The sequence below is a fragment of the Pseudomonas sp. C2B4 genome (assembly GCF_013359695.1).
In the GTDB taxonomy this organism is placed as follows: Bacteria; Pseudomonadota; Gammaproteobacteria; order Pseudomonadales; family Pseudomonadaceae; genus Aquipseudomonas.
Genome location: NZ_JABFMU010000040.1, coordinates 40,024 through 61,143, shown reverse-complemented (window position 1 = coordinate 61,143; position 21,120 = coordinate 40,024). Strand labels below are relative to the sequence as shown.

Annotated in this window: 16 protein-coding genes and 1 tRNA gene; 5 read left to right on the top strand and 12 right to left on the bottom strand. The window is 58.2% G+C overall.

Features of this window, described 5'->3' with window-relative positions:
• Nucleotides 1-78: 78 nt before the first annotated feature.
• Nucleotides 79-942: a LysR substrate-binding domain-containing protein gene (locus HNQ83_RS22110; RefSeq protein ID WP_175390902.1), complete on the bottom strand. Its 864-nt coding sequence runs from the start codon at nt 940-942 to the stop codon at nt 79-81.
• A 109-nt stretch (nt 943-1,051) separates the two neighbouring features.
• Here HNQ83_RS22110 and HNQ83_RS22105 point away from each other — a divergent pair, with 109 nt between their 5' ends.
• The 3 genes from HNQ83_RS22105 to HNQ83_RS22095 all read left to right on the top strand — a co-directional run bounded on the left by HNQ83_RS22105 (nt 1,052) and on the right by HNQ83_RS22095 (nt 3,880).
• Nucleotides 1,052-2,161 (top strand): 2-aminoethylphosphonate--pyruvate transaminase, encoded by a 1,110-nt coding sequence (locus tag HNQ83_RS22105; RefSeq protein WP_175390901.1) that lies wholly within the window; start codon nt 1,052-1,054, stop codon nt 2,159-2,161.
• 154 nt (nt 2,162-2,315) lie between these two features.
• Complete coding sequence (phnX, locus tag HNQ83_RS22100) at nt 2,316-3,143, top strand: phosphonoacetaldehyde hydrolase (RefSeq protein ID WP_175390900.1); 828 nt, start codon at nt 2,316-2,318, stop codon at nt 3,141-3,143.
• Nucleotides 3,144-3,319: 176 nt separating this feature from the next.
• A complete protein-coding gene (locus tag HNQ83_RS22095) occupies nt 3,320-3,880 on the top strand; it encodes a cytochrome b (RefSeq protein ID WP_175390899.1) in 561 nt (186 codons plus the stop codon).
• Nucleotides 3,881-4,000: 120 nt separating this feature from the next.
• Here HNQ83_RS22095 and HNQ83_RS22090 read toward each other — a convergent pair whose 3' ends face one another.
• The 3 genes from HNQ83_RS22090 to HNQ83_RS22080 form a co-directional block, all read right to left on the bottom strand.
• Complete coding sequence (locus tag HNQ83_RS22090) at nt 4,001-4,927, bottom strand: 1-aminocyclopropane-1-carboxylate deaminase/D-cysteine desulfhydrase (protein WP_175390898.1); 927 nt, start codon at nt 4,925-4,927, stop codon at nt 4,001-4,003.
• 156 nt (nt 4,928-5,083) lie between these two features.
• Nucleotides 5,084-7,123 (bottom strand): FAD-dependent oxidoreductase, encoded by a 2,040-nt coding sequence (locus tag HNQ83_RS22085; protein WP_175390897.1) that lies wholly within the window; start codon nt 7,121-7,123, stop codon nt 5,084-5,086.
• A 253-nt stretch (nt 7,124-7,376) separates the two neighbouring features.
• On the bottom strand, nt 7,377-8,066 hold the full coding sequence (locus HNQ83_RS22080) for a chitosanase (RefSeq protein WP_175390896.1): 690 nt from the start codon (nt 8,064-8,066) through the stop codon (nt 7,377-7,379).
• A 549-nt stretch (nt 8,067-8,615) separates the two neighbouring features.
• On the opposite strand from HNQ83_RS22080, the gene HNQ83_RS22075 reads away from it, so the two are divergent.
• Both HNQ83_RS22075 and HNQ83_RS22070 read left to right on the top strand, forming a co-directional pair.
• Nucleotides 8,616-9,746, top strand: a complete 1,131-nt coding sequence (locus HNQ83_RS22075; RefSeq protein WP_175390895.1) for a nitrilase-related carbon-nitrogen hydrolase — start codon at nt 8,616-8,618, stop codon at nt 9,744-9,746.
• Nucleotides 9,747-9,749: 3 nt separating this feature from the next.
• The gene (locus HNQ83_RS22070; RefSeq protein ID WP_175390894.1) at nt 9,750-10,790 is read left to right on the top strand and encodes an AraC family transcriptional regulator; all 1,041 of its coding nucleotides are present in this window, start codon (nt 9,750-9,752) and stop codon (nt 10,788-10,790) included.
• 382 nt (nt 10,791-11,172) lie between these two features.
• On the opposite strand, the gene HNQ83_RS22065 is transcribed toward HNQ83_RS22070, so the two are convergent.
• The 8 genes from HNQ83_RS22065 to tig all read right to left on the bottom strand — a co-directional run bounded on the left by HNQ83_RS22065 (nt 11,173) and on the right by tig (nt 20,735).
• Complete coding sequence (locus tag HNQ83_RS22065; protein ID WP_175390893.1) at nt 11,173-12,015, bottom strand: DUF2242 domain-containing protein; 843 nt, start codon at nt 12,013-12,015, stop codon at nt 11,173-11,175.
• 199 nt (nt 12,016-12,214) lie between these two features.
• A complete protein-coding gene (locus tag HNQ83_RS22060) occupies nt 12,215-14,086 on the bottom strand; it encodes a SurA N-terminal domain-containing protein (RefSeq protein WP_175390892.1) in 1,872 nt (623 codons plus the stop codon).
• Nucleotides 14,087-14,188: 102 nt separating this feature from the next.
• Nucleotides 14,189-14,266, bottom strand: a tRNA-Leu gene (locus HNQ83_RS22055).
• A gap of 53 nt (nt 14,267-14,319) precedes the next feature.
• A complete protein-coding gene (locus HNQ83_RS22050; RefSeq protein ID WP_002552737.1) occupies nt 14,320-14,592 on the bottom strand; it encodes an HU family DNA-binding protein in 273 nt (90 codons plus the stop codon).
• 149 nt (nt 14,593-14,741) lie between these two features.
• The gene (gene lon, locus HNQ83_RS22045) at nt 14,742-17,138 is read right to left on the bottom strand and encodes an endopeptidase La (RefSeq protein ID WP_175390891.1); all 2,397 of its coding nucleotides are present in this window, start codon (nt 17,136-17,138) and stop codon (nt 14,742-14,744) included.
• Nucleotides 17,139-17,299: 161 nt separating this feature from the next.
• Nucleotides 17,300-18,583: an ATP-dependent Clp protease ATP-binding subunit ClpX gene (gene clpX / locus HNQ83_RS22040; RefSeq protein ID WP_175390890.1), complete on the bottom strand. Its 1,284-nt coding sequence runs from the start codon at nt 18,581-18,583 to the stop codon at nt 17,300-17,302.
• A 112-nt stretch (nt 18,584-18,695) separates the two neighbouring features.
• Nucleotides 18,696-19,331, bottom strand: coding sequence for an ATP-dependent Clp endopeptidase proteolytic subunit ClpP (gene clpP, locus HNQ83_RS22035; RefSeq protein WP_090456702.1), 636 nt, complete (start codon nt 19,329-19,331; stop codon nt 18,696-18,698).
• A 93-nt stretch (nt 19,332-19,424) separates the two neighbouring features.
• Complete coding sequence (gene tig, locus HNQ83_RS22030; protein WP_175390889.1) at nt 19,425-20,735, bottom strand: trigger factor; 1,311 nt, start codon at nt 20,733-20,735, stop codon at nt 19,425-19,427.
• Nucleotides 20,736-21,120 lie beyond the last annotated feature (385 nt).

Sequence of the window (21,120 nt, the reverse complement as noted above, 5' to 3'; positions counted from 1 at the left end):
GGCTCGCTCCCACATTGGGTCTGCGGCGCACACATAACCCTGTGGGAGCGAGCCTGCTCGCGAAGGCCGCGCCTCGGTCTACCTGACCGGCGCCAACCCAAAAAACGCCTGTATCAGGCGCAAATCCCGCCGCCGCTCCATGCACCCCATCATGTGCCGGTTCACCAGCCCCTCGCCAATGATCGGCACCGCCGCCACCCGCGGGTCATGGCTGACCTCCACCGACGACACCACCCCCACTCCCAACTCCGCCGCCACCGCTTCGGTGACCGCTTCGCGACTGTCCAGCTCCAGCAACACCCGTGGATTGACCTTGGCCCGGGCACAGGCGTCATCGAAGGTGCGCCGGGTGATCGAGCTCGGTTCACGCAACACCATGATCACCTGGTCCAGGTCCTTGAGCGGCACGCCCTTGGTCCTCTGCGCCCAGGGATGACCGTCGGGCACCAGTGCACAGATGCGTGACTCGCTGAGGGCTTGCAGGTGCAGACCCTTGCGCGGCTCGACTTCGGTCAGCACCGCCACGTCGGCATGTTCGGACAACAGCGCCGCCAGGGTTTCCTGGGCGTTGCCCAGGCGCAGGTTAACGGTGATCCCCGGATAACGGGCGCGCAGGCTCGCAAGCATCGGCATGACCATGTGCGGTCCGTCCGCCGCCACTTCCAGGCGCCCGGTGAGCAACTGCCGATTCGCCTCCAGCATCACTTGCGCTTCTTCGGCCAGACCGAACATGGCCCGGGTGATGGCCGCCAGTTTGGTGCCCTCCTCCGTCAACTCCACCCGGCGCGCGGTGCGGCGCAACAGGGTGATCTGGTAATGCTCCTCCAGCGCCTTGATGTGCCCGGTCACCGCCGGTTGGCTGATGAACAGTCGGGCAGCGGCGCGGGTGAAACTGCCCTCGCGGGCCACGGCATCGAAGGCGCGGAGCTGAAACAGGTTCATGAATAAGTCCTACTGATGGCTGGCATAACAACAAACAATTTGATTGATAACTCGGCAAATTGCAATTTAAGCCCCGTAGCTTCATCCCATCGATTGCGAGGACACGAGAATGAGTACTGCCGCACCCATCCTGCTCACCCCCGGCCCGTTGACCACTTCGGCCCGCACCCGTCAGGCGATGATGGTTGACTGGGGTTCATGGGATGACCGCTTCAACCAACTGACCGCCAGCCTCTGCGAACAACTGCTGGCGATCATCAACGGCGCCGCCAGCCACCATTGCGTGCCCCTGCAAGGCAGCGGCACCTTCGCGGTGGAAGCGGCCATCGGCACCCTGGTGCCTCGCGACGGCAAAGTCCTGGTGCTGATCAACGGCGCCTACGGCAAGCGCCTGGCAAAAATCTGCGAAGTGCTCGGCCGCTCGTTCAGCACCTTCGAAACCGCCGAAGATGAACCGACCACCGCCGCCGACGTCGACCGCCTGCTGCGCGCCGATGCAGGCATCACCCACGTTGCGCTGATCCACTGCGAAACCAGCACCGGCATCCTCAACCCGCTGCCGGAAATCGCCCAGGTCGTCGAGCAACATGGCAAACGCCTGATCATCGATGCCATGAGCTCCTTCGGCGCACTGCCGGTGGACGCGCAACAGGTGCCGTTCGATGCGCTGATCGCCGCTTCCGGCAAATGCCTGGAAGGCGTGCCGGGAATGGGCTTTGTCTTCGCCCGCAAGGAAGCCCTGGCCAATGCCGCCGGCAACTCGCATTCGCTGGCGATGGATCTGTACGACCAGCACACCTACATGATGAAAACCGGCCAGTGGCGCTTCACCCCGCCGACCCACGTGGTCGCCGCACTGCACGAAGCCTTGCTGCAATACAACGAAGAAGGCGGTTTGCCGGCGCGTCATGCGCGTTATGCCGCCAACTGTCAGGCGCTGATGGAAGAGATGGCCAAACTGGGTTTGCGCAGCTTCCTGCCGGCGGCCATCCAGGCCCCGATCATCGCCACCTTCCACGCCCCGAAAGATCCGCGCTACCAGTTCAAGGAGTTCTACGAGCGGGTCAAGGCCAAGGGTTACATCCTCTACCCCGGCAAATTGACCCAGGTCGAAACCTTCCGCGTCGGCTGCATCGGTCACGTCACCCCGGCGCAAATGCGCGAAGCGGTAGCGGCGGTGGGCGAAGTGTTGCGCGAGATGGAAGTGTTAGAGATCTAAACCACAACGCCTTCCCCTGTGGGAGCGAGCCTGCTCGCGAAGACGGTCGAACAATCAACATCAATGTCGACTGATCCAGCGCTTTCGCGAGCAGGCTCGCTCCCACAAAAAAGCAGCTCCCCTATCAGCCAGTTGCCACAGGAATCTATTCACCATGAACTACACCAACCCAACCAAACTCCAGGCCGCCATCCTCGACTGGGCCGGCACCGTGGTCGATTTCGGTTCTTTCGCGCCGACGCAGATTTTTGTCGAAGCCTTCGCCGAGTTCGACGTCCAGGTGTCCATCGACGAAGCCCGAGGCCCGATGGGCATGGGCAAGTGGGACCACATCCGGACCTTGTGCGACCTGCCGGAGGTCGCCGAGCGTTATCGCAAAGTGTTCGGCCGTACGCCAACCGACGATGACGTCACCGCCATCTACCAGCGCTTCATGCCGCTGCAGATCGAAAAAATCGCCGAGCATTCGGCGCTGATTCCCGGCGCCCTGGACACCATCGCCAACCTGCGCCAGCAAGGGATCAAGATCGGTTCCTGCTCCGGTTACCCGAAACAGGTCATGGACAAGGTGGTCGAACTGGCCGCCACCAACGGTTACATCGCCGACCACGTGGTCGCCACCGACGAAGTGCCCAATGGCCGACCATGGCCGGCCCAGGCCCTGGCCAACGTGATCGCCCTGGGCATCGACGATGTGGCCGCCTGCGTGAAAATCGACGACACCGTGCCGGGCATTCTCGAAGGACGGCGCGCCGGCATGTGGACCGTGGCACTGATTTGCTCGGGCAACGCCCTGGGCCTGGACTACGAAGGCTATCGCGCGCTGGGCAGCGACCAACTGGACAGCGAGCGCAAACGCATCCACCGGATGTTCGAAGGCTCGCGGCCGCACTACATGATCGACACCATCACTGACCTGCCGGAAGTGATCGCCGACATCAACAAACGCCTGGCCAATGGCGAAATGCCGCAGACCAACTGATAACGCTTCTCGCTTGATCACAGAGCGCCGGTTTCCGGCGCTTTTTTTTGCTCAATCACTTGATTTAGAGCACTCAAAGCACACGGGCTTCAGGCGAATCCGCTGAAACAGGATTACAGTTAAAGCACACTGTCGACCAAGAACGGTGGCTTGACCTGACCTGAGAGGAACGCCGTATGCCGTGGAAGAATTCCGCTTCACGCTACAGCACCGTATCGATCGCGCTGCATTGGTTGATGCTGGTCCTGTTGGCACTGGTTTATGCCTGTATTGAACTTCGTGGCCTCTTTCCCAAGGGCAGTGGCGGGCGAACGCTGATCGTCGAATCGCACTTCATGCTCGGCCTGACGGTGTTCGTGTTGGTCTGGATACGGTTGTTCGCGCGCAGCCTTGGCCCGGCACCGCAAATCTTCCCCGCTTCGCCTCACTGGCAGATCGCACTAGCCAAGCTGATGCACTGGGCGCTGTACCTTTTCATGATTGCCATGCCGATCCTCGGCTGGCTGATCACCAGCGCCAAAGGCAATCAAGTGATGTTCTACGGCCTCGACCTGCCGCTGCTGATGGCCGAAAACAAGGAACTGGCCAAGGAGATGCAGGGCTGGCACGTGCTCGGCGGCACCATCGGTTACTGGCTGATCGGCCTGCATGCCGTGGCCGGGCTGTATCACCACTATGTGGTGGGCGATAACACGTTATTGCGGATGATGCCCAAAGGGGTCGGCCGAAATACCTGAAATCAATGAGTACGTGTGGGAGCGAGCCTGCTCGCGAATACGGCGTGTCAGCCGCCATTGACGCCGTCTGACACACCGCTTTCGCGAGCAGGCTCGCTCCCACAGGGGCTGTGTTGTCCTTCAGGTTTGCGGGCTGAACCCCCGCCGCCCCTGCAAGCCTCCGGTATGCACGAAGATCAGCCGCGTGCCTCGGGCAAACGTCCCTGCTTCGACTTGTTGTTTGAGCGCCAGCAGCGCCTTGCCGGTGTACAGCGGCTCGAAAGGAATGCCACTGGCTTGTTCGGTCTGCTCGATAAACTCAAGTAACGGCGAATCGACCTTGGCAAATCCGCCACGGCTGGCATCAAACAACTCATAGGCAGGAACCCTCAAGCCTGCCTCCTCCACAATCCGCTCAACCTGCTGCGCCACGCCATGATCGTCGGGCACCGCCAACGCACCGTAAACCGGACGATCGCCCGCTTCGGCCAGCACCACGCCGGCCAGTGTGGTGCCGGTCCCGCAGGCCAGCCACCAACCGTCATAGTCACGCCAGCCCAGAGCGTTCAGTTGCTCGCTGACCAGGGTCTTCAGCTGCCTGCAGCCATGTGCCCCCTGCAAACCACCGCCACCTTCCGGGACCGGAAACAGATCGGGATACTGCGCCTGCCAAGGCTCCCAGAACCCCGCTTCGTGCCGAGCGCGATAGCCGCCATAACCCAGCCAATGCAGCTGCATGCCGAACGCCTGCAGATCGTTGACCGTGGGCGTTTCCAGCGGATGCCCGCGCAGCAGGCCGACCGTGGCAAACCCAAGCCGCTTGCCGGCAGCGGCCAGTGCATGAAGGTGATTGGAATGGGCGCCGCCCAGGCTGATGATGCCTTTGGCACCGGACTGCTCGGCCGCCTTGAGATGCTCGATGAGTTTGAACCACTTGTTGCCGCTGATGAGCGGGTCGATCAGGTCCAGGCGCAGGATGGCGACATCGATACCGGCGGTTTCTAGCCAGTCGAGGTGGAGGCGTTCGAGGGGGGCTTTAGGTAGCCAGTCGGAGGGAGGAAAAAGCATTGGCGCCTGAATGAGCTCATAAAGAGCCCGCATTCTAGTCGCTCAAAGGCAGCCTTCGCGAGCAGGCTCGCTCCCACACCGGACCTTAGGCGCACCGAAGATCAAATGTGGGAGCGAGCCTGCTCGCGAAAGCCATTGGCACACTTGGCCTGCGAATTACAACTCAGCAGCCAGCCGCGACCCCTGATTGATCGCCCGCTTGGCATCCAGCTCCGCCGCGACATCCGCGCCGCCAATCAGATGCACGTTCTGCCCGGCTGCCACCAGACCGTCCTGCAACTCCCGCAGCGGATCCTGGCCGGCACAGATCACGATATTGTCCACCGGCAGCACTTGCGGCTCGCCGGTTTCGCCGATGCGGATGTGCAGACCCTCATCGTCGATCTTCAAGTATTCGACACTGTTGAGCATCTGCACCTGCTTGTTCTTCAGACCGGTGCGGTGAATCCAGCCCGTGGTCTTGCCCAGACCATCACCGACCTTGGATTTCTTGCGTTGCAGCAGGAACACTTCGCGGGCCGGCGCATGGGGCGCGGCCTTGATCCCGGCGACACCGCCACGCGCCTCAAGATGCGTATCGATGCCCCACTCTTTCCAGAACTCATCGCGGTTCAGGCTGGTGGCCTGGCCCTGGTGAACCAGGAATTCCGAAACGTCGAAACCGATACCGCCGGCACCGATCACCGCGACGCGCTTGCCCACCGGTTTGCGCTCAAGCAGCACGTCCAGGTAGCTCAGCACCTTGGCATTCTCCACGCCGGGAATGGCCGGCAACCGCGGCGCAATACCGGTGGCCAGGATGATTTCGTCGTAACCGCCCTCAACCAGCTTCGCCACATCGACGCGGGTGTTCAGGCACACCTCGACGTTGGTGGTCTGCAGTTTGCGGCCGAAGTAACGCAGGGTTTCATAAAACTCTTCCTTGCCCGGCACGCGCTTGGCGACGTTGAACTGGCCGCCGATTTCGCTGGCCGAATCGAACAGCGTCACCTGATGGCCACGCTCGGCGGCCACGGTCGCGGCGGACAAACCGGCCGGGCCGGCACCGACCACGGCGATTTTCTTGAGCTGTTGCACCGGCAGGTAGTTGAGTTCGGTTTCGTGGCAGGCACGCGGGTTGACCAGGCAACTGGTCAACTTGCCGCCGAACGTGTGGTCCAGGCACGCCTGGTTGCAACCGATGCAGGTGTTGATTTCATCAGCGCGACCTTCAGCGGCCTTGTTGACGAAGTCCGGGTCGGCGAGGAACGGCCGCGCCATCGAGACCATGTCGGCATCGCCTTCGGCGAGGATCTGCTCGGCGACTTCCGGGGTGTTGATTCGGTTGGTGGTGATCAGCGGAATGCTCACCGAGCCGCGCAGCTTGGCCGTGACCTTGCTGAACGCCGCGCGCGGAACCTTGGTGGCGATGGTCGGAATCCGCGCCTCGTGCCAGCCGATACCGGTGTTGATGATCGTCGCACCGGCCTGCTCGATGGCCTTGGCCAGCTGCACGATTTCTTCCCAGGTGCTGCCGCCTTCCACCAGGTCGAGCATCGACAAACGGAAAATGATGATGAAATTCGGGCCTACCGCTTCACGGACCCGGCGCACGATTTCCACGGGAAGGCGCATACGGTTTTCGTAGCTGCCGCCCCAACGGTCGGTGCGGTGGTTGGTGTGGGCGGCGAGGAACTGGTTAATGAAATAACCCTCCGACCCCATGATTTCCACACCGTCGTACTCGGCCTGTTGCGCCAGGGTCGAACAGGTGACGAAATCGCGAATCTGTTTCTCGATGCCTTCCTCGTCCAGCTCTTTGGGCTTGAACGGGTTGATCGGTGCCTGGATAGCGCTGGGTGCAACCTGTTTCGGGCTATAGGCATAACGGCCGGCGTGAAGGATCTGCATGCAAATCTTGCCGCCCGCCTCGTGCACCGCGCGGGTCACGATTTGATGCTTGAACGCTTCTTCCTCGGTGGTCAGCTTCGCCGCGCCGGAGTAAACGCCACCTTCGTCGTTCGGGCCGATACCGCCGGTGACCATCAGGCCGACACCGCCACGGGCACGCTCGGCGAAATACGCCGCCATGCGTTCGAAACCACCGGGCTTTTCCTCAAGACCGGTATGCATCGAGCCCATCAGGGTGCGGTTGCGCAACGTGGTAAAACCCAGGTCCAGCGGGGCCAACAGGTGCGGGTAATGAGCGGCGGTCATCGGTAACTCCACAACAAGCGATCACGGAAGATGTGGGCGCTCTTCGGCGCCCCTCAGTCATGTGTTACAGACTATGAGTACTCTCCGGACCGCTCAATGACCGTAAGTGACAACTTAATGATCAAAATGTGCAGCCACCCTGCGCGCTGCCATGACTCATCCCTGGTCAGCGCACCCATCGTTTTTCACCCTGACCAGCGCCTTTGGAGCCTTTCCTCTTTAGTTTGCGTTCACAGTTGAACTTATAAAGTTGTCACAGTTTTGGATACACATCCGTTCCGTTCATCTCTATCGGCACTATTCCCAGATCCCAATTGTCTTTTGCGATCTGCGCCAACAAGGCTTTCGTTCTATAAACACTCTTGCGCACAGCTGGTCGATGGTGTTGCGAAAGCCATTTGTTCCTGACACTGACGTATTCGCTTATCCAGATTTTCTCATCACCGCCCATCGCCGGAGGCGACTCATCAAACCTTTGCCTGAGCAACCAAAGAATCTGTCCACTGTGGATAAAAGAGTCATAGATAACCAACGCAGACAACGCAGTGGTAAAGCCATTGTCGTCAGCCCACTGCATGGCGGGAGAAAAATAGACCTTTTCAAAGAACTGATCCTGGATACTTTGCATGACAGGGTCATTGCGACCCGCCGTTCGCAACAGGTTCTTGAACGTATCATCATCGGTCAGGGCCACGCTGCCGACCTTGTCCGCATAAGGCGCCAGCGCAGCGCTCTGCGCTCCGCCCGCGGCAACATACATCTTGACCAGTTTGCGAAGGTTTCCGTATTCAGTCGTCTGCGCCCTGCCATAGGTGATCTGCCGGATATCATTCGGACCATCGGCATAGATCGAGATCGCTCCGTAAACGCCATCAGGTTTACCGGTTTCAATCGTATTGATCACACGTTCAATCAGGTTGCGTTGAGTCGCGGTCAGGAACATGGCAGAGGCTCCTTATTAAAAAGCTGCCGAAAACTTGCAATTGACGCCAACAAGCTTCCCTGACTTCGAAACAAAGTTATCCCTAAACTAAGACAACACCACATCCGACATTGAACAAACAACAGAAAACCAACTAATAATGAACACTTTAGCCAACAAGCTCCCCGCTCAAAATATTGATTTGCGATAAACCATAAATCAAAAAAAGGCATTCACCCTAAAACTTATACAACTGCACGGATTTCGTAGACCCTGGCATCCGGTCATACCGCTGGCGACTTCAGATCCAGTTGAAAGAAGCTGCCCCCCTTTCGATGACCATGCAGCCATCGAAGGCAGGAGGTCGAGTTTTCACAAATCTTCCCCAACTGCCAAAGCGATCGCCCCGCAAGGGATCTACACAACGACGCCAGCCAATTGGATTTCAAACGACAAAACTCCTGCGAAACAGGGCAAGTCCTTTCGCCAACCCTTTGTTTTGCCGTAGTCTCGTTCAAAATATGAATGCACATTCATGAACTCTCGCAAACGGCCGTTATCTGTTTCCCCATGCGCAAACTTTTGTACCTGACTTTCTCCATGGCGTTGATCGCCGCACTGACGACCTACGCCATGTGGGCCGCGGACCGCCCGGTGGGCCATTATCTCTCGGACCTGCGGATCGATCTGGCGATCGACCAGGGCACCCCCGCCGACCGTGGCAACCTGCTGGGCATCCAGCCCGAGCTGTTTCCCACCGACTATCAAAGCCCGGAGCGCCTGCACCGCAAACTCGCGGCCTACCTGCAGAAAGCTCAGGAACAAGGCTTGCTGAACGAAAAAACCATCGTTGTGCTACCGGAGCATGTCGGCACCTGGCTGATGGTCATCGGCGAGAAGGATGAGTTGTACCAGGCCACTACCCTCAAGGAAGCCATGAACTGGCTGGCGGTGAGCAATCCTCTGAAGTTCGTCCGTGCACTGATCAGCGCCGAGGGCGGCAGCCGCCTGGATGACGCCCACCTGCGCATGAAAGCCAAAGGCATGGCCAAGGATTACCAGGCCTTGTTCGGCGGGCTGGCAAAAGAATTTCGCGTGACCCTGGTGGCAGGTTCCATCGTGTTGCCCGAGCCCAGCATCATCGACGGTAACCTGAAAATCGGTCGTGGCGCATTGTTCAATACCAGCGTTGTATTCGGGCGCGACGGCGTGCCGATCGGCCAGCCCCAACGGCAAATGCACCCGGTTTTCGAACAGCGGGATGCGATCAAGGCCAATGGCGAACACAGGCTCAACGTCGTCGATACACCGGCTGGACGCTTGGGTGTGCTGATCGGTAGCGACAGCTGGTACCCGGACAACTACCGCAAGCTCGACGAGCTGCAGGCACGAATTGTCGCCGTCCCCGCGTTCGTTGCGGGTCGTGGGACGTGGGATCAACCGTGGCGCGGCTATCTCGGCTCGTCGACGCCGAGTTCCGTCAGCCTCAAGGCGGGGGAACTCAGCGAAGGCCAGGCCTGGCATCGTCTGACCCTGACCGCTCAACCCCCTTCCAGCCAGGCGATCGCCGGTATGAGTGTGTTTTTGCGTGGGCAATTCTGGGATCAGGCCAGCGCCGGCCAGAGTTTCCTCAGCAGCAACGGACAGCATTTCGCCGACGGCAATGCACGTGGTGCGCGCCTGCTGAACCTGTGGTTGTAAACCATGAAACCGCAGCCGATGCGTCTCGGCGATCTCTCGGTGGGCATCGTTCACAGCCTGGCGGACGCCGTGCGCAGCCACGGTGCAGATCCGCAGCCCCTGCTTGAGCAGTACGGCCTCGATGCAGCCCGTCTGGGCGAAGCGGGCGCTCGCCTTTCCATTCCGCGCTACATGCGCCTGGGACACAGTGCCATTCAATTGACCGACAACCCGGCACTCGGCTTGCGCATGGGTCAACTCAGCCGCTTGAGCCAGGTGGGCCTGGCCGGCGTCACTGCAGCCCAGGCGCCGACAGTGCGCGAGGCAGCGCGGTGCCTGATTCGCTTCGAAGCCTTGTATGGTTCCAACTATCGCGGTCAATCAAGCTTTCACGAAGACCCTCAGGGGGCCTGGCTGCGCTTTTATTCCATCAGTCCTTACAACACCTATAACCGTTTCGTGGTGGATTCGATCATCTCCGGCTGGCTACACCAATTATCCAGCGTGAGCCCTGCCCCACTGCACGCCGAACGCATCGAAATCGAGTTCGACGCGCCCGACTACCAGGCCGCCTATAACGTGCTGGGGGACTGCCCGATTCAGTTTGGCGCCGAGCACAACCAGTTGCGCCTGAGCCTGGCCAGCCTCGCACAACGCAACCCGGAGCATTGCCCGAGTACCTGGCGCCTTCTCCTGAAGTTGTGTGAACGGGAGTTGGAACAACTGACACGCACCCGCAGCCTGCGTGAACGCATCACTCAATTGCTGGGGCCGTTGCTCAATGGTGGCCGGGAACCCGACCTGGAAGAAGTGGCAGCACGTTTGAAACTGCCCATCTGGACATTACGCCGTAAACTGGCCGAAGAAGGCACGCAGTTTCGCGCCATTCTCAACGACACCCGTCGCGACCTGGCCATGACCTACATTCGCGATACAGAGCTGGCCTTCGGAGAAATCGCTTACCTGTTGGGCTTTGCCTCAGCCGAAGCGTTTCAACGTGCCTTCAAGCGCTGGGCCGCGCAGACACCCGGCGAGTTTCGCCGCAGTCATAGAAAAACATCCTGAAGCCGCAAGCTATCAGCACCGGGATTGAAGCCGGAAAGCGTTGATTACAGCTCGGTGGCGTCTTCCGCGGGCTCCAGCGGATCCAGTTCGAATGCCTGATACTCGAGCAACTCTTCTTGGTAATCGTCCATGTTCGAATCCCCCACAGCTCATTGAAAAAATCTGAATAAATGACCAGCGCCTTGAGCATAAAGTGCCCGCATGAAAGAAAAATGACGCAGACACGACACTTCGTCGCTACAAGATAAAACGTAGCAGGCGGTCAGGAATTTATCACAGGATTTTTTCGATACAGGCCGCAGGACTACGGTCTGTTTGATGCGAATCAATTTTTGCCGTGGCTACAGGACCGGTGCGCTTTCGCCCGGCCCCATAACATCGATCACTGGCCAGTAATCGGCATGGCCTGGATGGGCTCCGAAGGTGGTGGGATATCACTCGGATTGGCCGGTGGGGTGATTGTTTCCGTGGACGGTGTCGGCTCAGCGCTTGGGGCCGCGCTGATCGGTGCAGCTTCTGGCGGTGGCGCTACCGGCTCGGACGCGGCGGGAGCAGCTTCAACGGGCGTTGTGGGCGCCTGCGCAGCCGGGGCAGGTTCTGCCGCGGTTTGCGGGGCCAATGGGGCCGGAGTGGCCTGAGGTTCAGGTACGCCCAGATCGGCTTTCGGCTTCTCGGTGATGTGGGCCGCCTCTTTCACTTCCTTGGGCAGGAACAGTTCGACCAGCGCGAAGAAACGCTCGTAGAACTTGGGCGACGATACGGTTTCGCTCGCGACCTTGACCATTGAGTCGTCAGAAGAACCAATTGGCATCGAAACCGAGCCCAGCACGCCGACACCGAGACTGGCGGAGTTGTTGGTCTTCTTCAGCGCATAACGATCCTGCAGCGCGTTAGCGAATACCGTGGCGTGATGCCCGGCGCTGCCGTCTTCGGCGCAGACCACACTGAAACTGATTTCCATGTGGGTCTCGCCGGTCTGCTGGAAGCTCTTGTGCCCGCTGACGAGTTTCGGATCACTGCTGGTAATGATGTAGCCCTGGCTCAGCAAAGCCCGGCGCGCGGCTTCGCAGCTTTGGGCGTCTGTCACAGGGTAATTACGGGAAAACGTTCCGGAGTCGTCGAAGTTCTCATGCTCATAGATGGCGGCTTTCTTCGACGAGCACCCGGCCGCTGCGGCCAGCACCAGCGCCAACCCGGCAACACGCATGGGAAATGATTTAGACATTGAACATCCTGAGGAAAACGGTTCGGTGCGTATTGTGCAACAGATCGATGCTTAGCGTCGCATCGATTGTGTCTTAAAACAGTTACAGGGGTGTTGACTCCGATATGAGGAAAAAGTCCCCCACGCTTGTCAGCTCGGCTTTAACAAAAAACCCCGGCCTTTCGGCCGGGGTTCTTGTATAGCGCTGCTCAGTGCGACATCAGAAACGCTTGATGTCCGCCTGGCTTTCAAGCTGCTTGCGGTAGGCTGCAAAATCTTGCTGGCCAACGCGCGAAGCGAGGAAGCGACGGTATTGAGCCTTCTCTTCTTCAGTCGGTGTTGCCGCTTCGTTGACGCCGTTCAGACGGACGATCATCAGGCTGCCATCAGGCAGGGTCACGCTGGTGAACGTCGGCTTGTCTTTGGCGGCAGGCTTGGGCATGCGGAACAACGCCTGCAGCACGGTTGGGTCTACCCCTTCCTGAGCGCGGGTCGCGGCTTCGGTAACCTTCCAGTTCTGACCATCGATTGGCTTGTCCAGAGCGGTCTTGCCATCGCGCAGGCTGGCAATCAACTCGTCAGCCTTGGTCTTGGCGGCAGCACTGGCGTGCTCCTTGGCCAATTGCGCACGGATCGGACCAGCCACGCTTTCCAGCGGCAATTGCGCAGGCTTGAGGTGCTCCTTGGCGCGCAACACGATCACGGTTTCCGGATCGAGCTCGATGGCGGTGCTGTTGGCACCCTCATCCAGCACTTCCTGGCTGAACGCGGCAGTGATCACGGCACGGTTGGCTGTAATACCCTCACCACCTTCACGGCCGAACGGCTTGGAGGTGTGAACGGTCAGCTTCAGGTCCTGCGCCGGCTGGGCCAGATCGGAGGCTTCGAACGAAGCGTCCTCCAATTGCTTGGTTGCTTCGACAAAACGCTGCTCGACCTGCTGGGCTTTCAGTTCGCGGGTCAGCTTGTCTTTCAGGCTGGCGAATGTCGGCACTTCAGGCGCTTCCACACCCAACAGCTTGATCAGGTGGAAACCGAAGTCAGTGCGAACAGGTTCGGACACCTGGTCCTTGGCCAAGGAATACAGGGCTTTTTCGAACACTGGATCGTAGACACCAGGGCCTGCATAGCCCAAGTCACCGCCATTGTTCGCCGAACCCGGATCCTGGGAGAACTCCTTGGCCAAGGCCTCGAACTTCTCGCCTTTGGCCAGACGGGCCTGGATATCGTCGATCTTGGCCTTGGCTTGCGCTTCGGTGGTCTTGTCGTTCACTTCGATCAGAATATGCGCAGCCCGGCGTTGCTCGGACAGATTCGCGATTTCTTTCTGATACGCCGCTTGCAGGTCTTCGTCCTTGACGCCGACCTGATCAAAGAAGGAGGCCTTCTTCAACTCCAGATAATCGATGACCACCTGATCCGGCGTCATGAACTCCTTGGCGTGTTCGTCGTAGTAGGCCTTGACTTCATCGTCGGTCAGTTTGACCGCTGCCGGGTCAGCCTTGATGTTCAGGGAAGCGAAATCGCGAGTCTGTTTTTCCAGACGGGCGAACGCCAGTACCTGTGCATCGGTGACGAAACCACTACCCGCCAGACCGGCGCGCAGTTGGCCGATCAGCATTTCCTGCGCCAGCATCTGGCGGAACTGCATACGGCTGTAACCGAGTTGGCGAATAACCTGATCGAAACGCTCAGGACTGAACTTGCCATCCACCTGGAACTCAGGCGTTTGCAGGATGACCTGATCCAGAGCCGCTTCGGAGAAAGCAAATTTCGAGTTTTCCGCGCCCTGCAACAGCAACTTGCGATCGATCAGGCCTTTGAGAGCCGATTCGCGCAGCATCTTTTCGTCGAGCAAGGAAGCATCGAAATCCTTGCCCAGCTGTTGCATGAGTTGACGGCGTTGCATATCGACCGCCTGGCTCAGCTCGTTCTGGCTGATTTCCTCACCATTGACCTTCGCCGCCTCATTTTTGTGCGTCGTAGCCTGAAAAATGGCGTCGAAACCGGTCAAAGCCATCAGTGCAACGATGACCCCGATAATGGTCTTGGCAATCCAGCCTTGTGAATTGTCCCTGATATTCTGCAGCATGCGTCCCCCATAAACGGTTGAACTTCAAAATTAGGCAACCGTGGAGCGTGGGTAGAATCCGGATAGAAGAAAGGCGCATCCGAGGATGCGCCTTCTCGTAACTGGCGGAGCGGACCGATGACTCGAACTTGCGAGCCTCGGTGTCTCGGACCGGCGACCTGCCGACTGGACTACCGCTCCGCTGCCAGGTCAGGCATGACCCCGACCCGGATAGGCAAAAACCTGAATCGAACTTAGTTGACAGCTTCTTTCAGTGCTTTACCGGCTTTGAAACCTGGTTTTTTGGCGGCTGCGATTTCCAGCGTCTTACCGGTCTGTGGGTTACGACCAATGCGAGCTGGACGATCAGTCACGGAGAAGGTACCGAAACCAACCAGAACAACAGAGTCGCCAGCCTTGAGAGCGCCAGTGACGGATTCGATTACAGCGTCCAGCGCACGGCCAGCAGCAGCTTTCGGGATATCAGCGGATGCAGCGATAGCATCAATCAGTTCCGACTTGTTCACTCTAAGTCCCCTTATATCTATTTGAGTATGATTCTAAGTTTTTTTGGTGAAAGCAAAAACGAGTGCTGAATGGCCTACAGACACTTAAGAGCCGCTTTATAACAAGGGCTCTAAAAAGCTGTCAAGGAAGCCCCCCAGGCAAATACGTACTAATGCGTGCTAATTCTTTCCTTAGAATCGGACTCGCGTTTTTCATCCTTCGCGACAATCTCCGGAGCCACATCCGGCAAGGGCTCCGGCGCGTATTGCAGCGCAATTTGCAGGACCTCGTCAATCCATTTAACTGGTTTAATCTGGAGATCTTGCTTGATATTGTCAGGAATTTCCTTCAGATCACGAACATTCTCTTCGGGAATGATCACAGTCTTGATTCCGCCACGGTGGGCAGCGAGCAGTTTTTCTTTCAAACCACCAATCGCCAGTACTTGACCACGCAAGGTGATTTCACCGGTCATTGCCACGTCCGCACGCACGGGGATGCTGGTCAGGGCCGATACCAGCGCCGTGCACATGCCTACACCCGCGCTAGGACCGTCCTTCGGCGTCGCCCCTTCCGGCATGTGGATGTGGGTATCGCGCTTCTCGTGGAAGTCCAGGGGAATCCCCAGGCTCTTCGCGCGGCTGCGCACCACGGTCAGGGCTGCGGTGATCGACTCGACCATCACGTCACCCAGGGAACCGGTCTTGATCAACTGACCTTTGCCCGGCACGACAGCGGCTTCGATGGTCAGCAATTCGCCGCCCACCTGAGTCCACGCCAACCCGGTAACCTGACCGATCTGGTCCTGCTGCTCAGCCAGGCCGTAGCGGAATTTGCGCACACCCAGGAAGTGCTCCAGCGCGTCTGCCGTGACCTTCACAGAGAAGCGTTTTTCCAATGCGTGCTCTTTGACCGCCTTGCGGCAGACCTTGGCAATCTGGCGCTCCAGGCCACGCACACCGGCTTCTCGGGTGTAGTAGCGGATGATGTCGCGAATTGCCTCTTCGTCGAACTCCAGCTCGCCTTTTTTCAAGCCATTGGCCTGAATCTGCTTGGGCGACAGGTATTTGACGGCGATGTTGATCTTCTCGTCTTCGGTGTAGCCCGGCAGACGAATCACTTCCATCCGGTCCAGCAATGCCGGCGGGATGTTCATGGAGTTCGAGGTGCACAGGAACATCACATCCGACAGGTCGTAATCGACTTCCAGATAGTGATCGTTGAAGTTGTGGTTCTGTTCAGGATCGAGCACTTCCAGCAACGCCGATGCCGGATCGCCACGCATGTCGCTGCCCATCTTGTCGATTTCATCGAGCAGGAACAGCGGGTTGCGGACGCCCACTTTCGTCATCTTTTGAATCAATCTTCCTGGCATCGACCCGATGTAAGTACGGCGATGACCACGAATTTCCGCTTCATCACGCACACCGCCGAGGGCCATGCGCACGAATTTGCGGTTGGTGGCATGGGCGATCGACTCTGCCAGAGAGGTTTTACCCACCCCTGGAGGACCTACCAGGCACAACACCGGACCACGAATTTTCTTCACGCGCTTTTGCACGGCGAGGTATTCGAGAATCCGCTCTTTGACCTCTTCCAGACCATAGTGGTCGGCATCGAGAATGTCTTCGGCACGCGCCAGATCCAGACGAACCTTGCTCTGGGCTTTCCACGGCACCTGAACCAGCCAATCAATGTATGAACGCACCACAGTCGCTTCTGCGGACATTGGCGACATTTGCTTGAGCTTGTTCAGTTCGGCCTGGGCCTTGGCAAGCGCGTCTTTTGGCAAGCCAGCGGCATCGATACGCTTTTTCAGCTCTTCGATTTCGTTATGGCCTTCGTCGCTGTCGCCGAGTTCTTTCTGGATGGCCTTCATCTGCTCATTCAGGTAGTACTCGCGCTGACTGCGCTCCATTTGCTTTTTGACACGGCCGCGAATGCGTTTTTCGACTTGCAGCAAATCGATTTCGGCATCCAGCAGCGCGAGAACGTGTTCGACCCGCGCCGACAGATCGATGATTTCGAGGATTTCCTGCTTCTGCTCGATCTTCAGGGCCATGTGTGCGGCCATGGTATCGACCAGGCGCCCTGGCTCGTCGATGCTATTGAGCGACGACAGAACCTCGGCGGGCACTTTCTTGCCCAACTGCACATATTGCTCGAACTGGGACAGCAGGCTGCGAACAAACACTTCCGACTCGCGCTCAGGCGCGTCGACTTCGTCAATCAGCGAGACCTCGGCGCGGCAGTGACCGTCCACTTCGCTGAAGCGCTCCACGGCGCCCCGCTGCTCGCCTTCGACCAGAACCTTGACCGTACCGTCAGGCAGCTTCAGCAGCTGCAGAACGGTCGCAATCGTACCTACGCGATAAAGTGCGTCTTCACCGGGATCGTCGTCAGCAGGGTTTCTCTGAGCCAGCAGAAGGATCTGCTTATCGCCCGTCATCGCTGCCTCAAGGGCTTCGATGGATTTCTCGCGCCCCACGAACAGCGGGATAACCATGTGCGGATAAACCACGACATCACGCAATGGCAGGAGAGGCAATTCGATGGTTGTCTTCATGATTTCGCCTCTACGGCGGCCACAAGGCCGGAAACAGATGGAAGTAAGCTTGAAACCAAGATGGGGGCAGCCTTCAAAAAAAACAAGCACAAAGACTGTGTAAAAACCTGCAAAAAGCAAAGGGGCCCGAAGGCCCCTTCTTTGTACCGGCTGCGTGACGCTTAGGCGTCTGGCGCGGCCTTGGCAGCAGGCTCACTGTTTTCATAGATAAACAGTGGCTTGGACTTGCCTTCTATAACGCTTTCATCGATCACTACTTTACTCACCTCGGACTGCGAGGGAATTTCATACATAGTGTCGAGCAATACACCTTCAAGAATCGAACGCAGCCCACGAGCCCCGGTCTTGCGTTCCAGCGCGCGCTTGGCGACGGCCTTCAGTGCGTCGGCCCGGAATTCCAGGTCCACATCTTCCATCTCGAACAACTTGGCGTACTGCTTGGTCAGCGCGTTTTTCGGCTCGGTGAGAATCTGCATCAAAGCAGCCTCATCCAGTTCGTCCAGCGTCGCAAGGACCGGCAGACGACCGACGAATTCCGGGATCAGACCGAACTTGACCAGATCGTCAGGCTCGACTTCACGCAGGGACTCACCGACTTTCTTGCCTTCTTCCTTGCTGCGGACTTCCGCGCTGAAACCAATGCCACCCTTGGTGGAACGGTTCTGGATAACCTTTTCCAGACCGGAGAACGCACCACCGCAGATGAACAGGATGTTGCGGGTGTCAACCTGAAGGAATTCCTGCTGCGGATGCTTGCGACCACCTTGAGGCGGAACGGAAGCGACCGTGCCTTCGATCAACTTGAGCAGGGCCTGCTGCACGCCTTCACCGGAAACGTCCCGAGTGATCGACGGGTTGTCGGATTTGCGCGAGATTTTGTCGATCTCATCGATGTAGACAATGCCCATCTGGGCCTTTTCCACGTCGTAGTCGCACTTCTGCAGCAGCTTCTGAATGATGTTCTCGACATCCTCACCCACGTAACCCGCCTCGGTGAGGGTGGTTGCATCGGCGATGGTGAACGGAACGTTCAGCAAGCGGGCCAGTGTTTCGGCAAGCAGGGTTTTACCCGAGCCTGTCGGGCCGATCAGCAAGATGTTGCTCTTGCCGAGTTCGACGTCGTCATTCTTTTTGTCACGCTGGTTCAGACGCTTGTAGTGGTTGTACACCGCTACGGCCAGAACCTTTTTCGCACGCTCCTGACCAATCACATACTGATCAAGGATGCCGCTGATTTCTTTAGGCGAAGGCAATTTATGCGCGCTGCTCTCGGCCTGGGCTTCCTGCACCTCCTCACGGATGATGTCATTGCACAGGTCGACGCACTCGTCGCAGATAAAGACCGAGGGGCCGGCAATCAATTTGCGTACTTCATGCTGGCTTTTGCCACAGAAGGAGCAATAGAGCAGCTTGCCGTTGTCCTCGCCGTTGCGGGTGTCAGTCATTCGTTCGATCCAAATCCGATAGGCTTGCAACACAAGATGAAGGCTATTGCGGGCTTTTTCAAGCCCGCCGGTGATCGGACCAGCCGACCCACCTTATTTTGAGCTGCTTATTTTAAGCGGGGCGCTGGGTGATCACTTCATCGATCAACCCATACTCACGCGCAGCGTCTGCACTCATGAAGTTATCGCGGTTGGTATCGCGCTCGATTTCTTCAAGGGTGCGCCCGCTATGCTTGGCCATCAGCGTGTTCAGACGCTCGCGGATGAAGAGGATTTCCTTGGCATGGATTTCGATGTCCGATGCCTGGCCCTGGAAACCGCCCAGAGGCTGGTGAATCATCACACGCGAGTTCGGCAGGCAGTAACGCTTGCCGGGGGCGCCGGCTGTCAGCAGGAACGCGCCCATGCTGCACGCCTGGCCGATACAGGTGGTCGATACGTTTGGCTTGATGAACTGCATGGTGTCATAGATCGACATGCCCGCCGTCACCGAACCGCCCGGGGAGTTGATGTAGAGATGGATGTCCTTGTCCGGGTTTTCCGCTTCAAGGAACAGCAGCTGCGCACAAATCAGGTTGGCCATGTAGTCCTCTACCGGACCCACCAGAAAGATCACTCGCTCCTTGAGGAGGCGCGAGTAAATGTCGTAGGCGCGCTCGCCACGAGCAGACTGCTCGACAACCATCGGGACCAGACCGCCTGCGGCCTGGATATCAGAGTTCTGCTGAATATACGAATTACGGAACATGCTCTGCAGTCACTCCCAAATAGTTATGTCTTGAATACGCATAAGCCAGCACGAAGGCTGGCTTATGGTGTGTACTTCTTACCGCAGGAACAATCAGTCGGCTTGTGGAGCTTCTACCGGCTTGACCGCTTCTTCGTAAGAGACCGATTTGTCGGTCACGCTAGCTTTCTGCAGAACAGTATCCACAACTTGCTCTTCCAGCACAACCGAACGAACTTCGTTCAGTTGCTGGTCGTTCTTGTAGTACCAGGACACAACTTGCTCAGGCTCTTGGTAAGCCGAAGCCATTTCCTGGATCATTTCGCGAACGCGGGTTTCGTCAGGCTTGAGGTCGAACTGCTTGACCACTTCAGCCACGATCAGACCCAGGACAACACGGCGCTTGGCTTGCTCTTCGAACAGCTCTGCCGGCAGTTGGTCAGGCTTGATGTTGCCACCGAACTGCTGAACAGCCTGTACGCGCAGACGGTCAACTTCGTTGGACAGCAGGGCCTTAGGCACTTCGATCGGGTTGGTGGCCAGCAGACCGTCCATGACCTGATTCTTGACCTTGGATTTGATCGCCTGACGCAGTTCGCGCTCCATGTTCTTGCGAACTTCGGCGCGGAAGCCTTCCAGACCGGTTTCCTTGATGCCGAATTGAGCGAAGAACTCTTCGGTCAGTTCAGGCAGTTTTGGCTCGGAAACAGTGTTCACGGTCACGGTGAACTCAGCGGTTTTGCCAGCCAGGTCCAGGTTCTGATAGTCCTCAGGGAAGGTCAGGTTCAGAACGCGCTCTTCGCCAGCCTTGGCGCCAACCAGACCGTCTTCGAAGCCAGGGATCATGCGGCCGGAACCCAGAACCAGCTGAGTACCTTTGGCGGAACCACCCGCGAACACTTCACCGTCGACCTTGCCAACGAAATCGATGTTCAGTTGATCTTCGTTCTGGGCAGCACGATCGGCTACTTCGAAACGGGTGTTCTGCTTGCGCAGGATGTCCAGCATCTTGTCCAGATCGGCATCAGCGACGTCAGCGCTCAGACGCTCAACAGTGATACCTTCGAAACCGGCAACGGTGAACTCAGGGAACACTTCGAATACGGCAACGTATTCCAGGTCCTTGCCTGCTTCCAGGGATTTTGGCTCGATCGACGGCGAACCAGCCGGGTTCAGCTTTTGCTCAACCACTGCTTCGTAGAAGGAAGACTGGATCACGTCGCCTACAGCTTCCTGGCGAGCTTCAGCACCGAAACGACGCTTGATTTCGCTCATTGGCACTTTGCCTGGACGGAAGCCTGCGATCTTGGCCTTTTGGGCAGTCTGCTGCAGACGCTTGTTGACCTGAGTCTCGATGCGCTCAGCCGGCACGGTGATGCTCATGCGGCGCTCAAGAGCAGAAGTATTTTCAACAGAAACTTGCATGGATATTCCTCGTTGCACAGACGTTAGCCGGCCGTTTCCGACCCCAGAATCAAGGGCATGCATTCTAGTGGGTCAAACTCAAGAAGTCACCCTACTGAAAACGGGTAAAAACGCAGCAGGCAATTTATAGGTGCGAATGCACGGATGCACCTCGCCCCGGTGGCAAATACAGCCATTCACGCCAGGGCTCTGCGCCAACCTTTCTATATATAGAAGAGGTTGCCAATCATCTCCCTGACAGCCGACCTTGCGAGCAAGGCCGACGGGCAGCGCGGCATCATCAAGAAACATAAATACGACGAAACGCCCTGCCCCTGCGACCCGGAACCAGCAGCCGCCAAACACTCAAACCACTGAAACAAAAAAGGCGCCAGACTGTTAAATC

Excerpts from the sequence above, each read along its gene's own strand:
- HNQ83_RS22110 (WP_175390902.1), bottom strand. The coding sequence starts at position 942 with ATGAACCTGTTTCAGCTCCGCGCCTTCGATGCCGTGGCCCGCGAGGGC.
- HNQ83_RS22105 (WP_175390901.1), top strand. The coding sequence starts at position 1,052 with ATGAGTACTGCCGCACCCATCCTGCTCACCCCCGGCCCGTTGACCACT.
- phnX (WP_175390900.1), top strand. The coding sequence starts at position 2,316 with ATGAACTACACCAACCCAACCAAACTCCAGGCCGCCATCCTCGACTGG.
- HNQ83_RS22095 (WP_175390899.1), top strand. The coding sequence starts at position 3,320 with ATGCCGTGGAAGAATTCCGCTTCACGCTACAGCACCGTATCGATCGCG.
- HNQ83_RS22090 (WP_175390898.1), bottom strand. The coding sequence starts at position 4,927 with ATGCTTTTTCCTCCCTCCGACTGGCTACCTAAAGCCCCCCTCGAACGC.
- HNQ83_RS22085 (WP_175390897.1), bottom strand. The coding sequence starts at position 7,123 with ATGACCGCCGCTCATTACCCGCACCTGTTGGCCCCGCTGGACCTGGGT.
- HNQ83_RS22080 (WP_175390896.1), bottom strand. The coding sequence starts at position 8,066 with ATGTTCCTGACCGCGACTCAACGCAACCTGATTGAACGTGTGATCAAT.
- HNQ83_RS22075 (WP_175390895.1), top strand. The coding sequence starts at position 8,616 with ATGCGCAAACTTTTGTACCTGACTTTCTCCATGGCGTTGATCGCCGCA.
- HNQ83_RS22070 (WP_175390894.1), top strand. The coding sequence starts at position 9,750 with ATGAAACCGCAGCCGATGCGTCTCGGCGATCTCTCGGTGGGCATCGTT.
- HNQ83_RS22065 (WP_175390893.1), bottom strand. The coding sequence starts at position 12,015 with ATGTCTAAATCATTTCCCATGCGTGTTGCCGGGTTGGCGCTGGTGCTG.
- HNQ83_RS22060 (WP_175390892.1), bottom strand. The coding sequence starts at position 14,086 with ATGCTGCAGAATATCAGGGACAATTCACAAGGCTGGATTGCCAAGACC.
- lon (WP_175390891.1), bottom strand. The coding sequence starts at position 17,138 with ATGAAGACAACCATCGAATTGCCTCTCCTGCCATTGCGTGATGTCGTG.
- clpX (WP_175390890.1), bottom strand. The coding sequence starts at position 18,583 with ATGACTGACACCCGCAACGGCGAGGACAACGGCAAGCTGCTCTATTGC.
- clpP (WP_090456702.1), bottom strand. The coding sequence starts at position 19,331 with ATGTTCCGTAATTCGTATATTCAGCAGAACTCTGATATCCAGGCCGCA.
- tig (WP_175390889.1), bottom strand. The coding sequence starts at position 20,735 with ATGCAAGTTTCTGTTGAAAATACTTCTGCTCTTGAGCGCCGCATGAGC.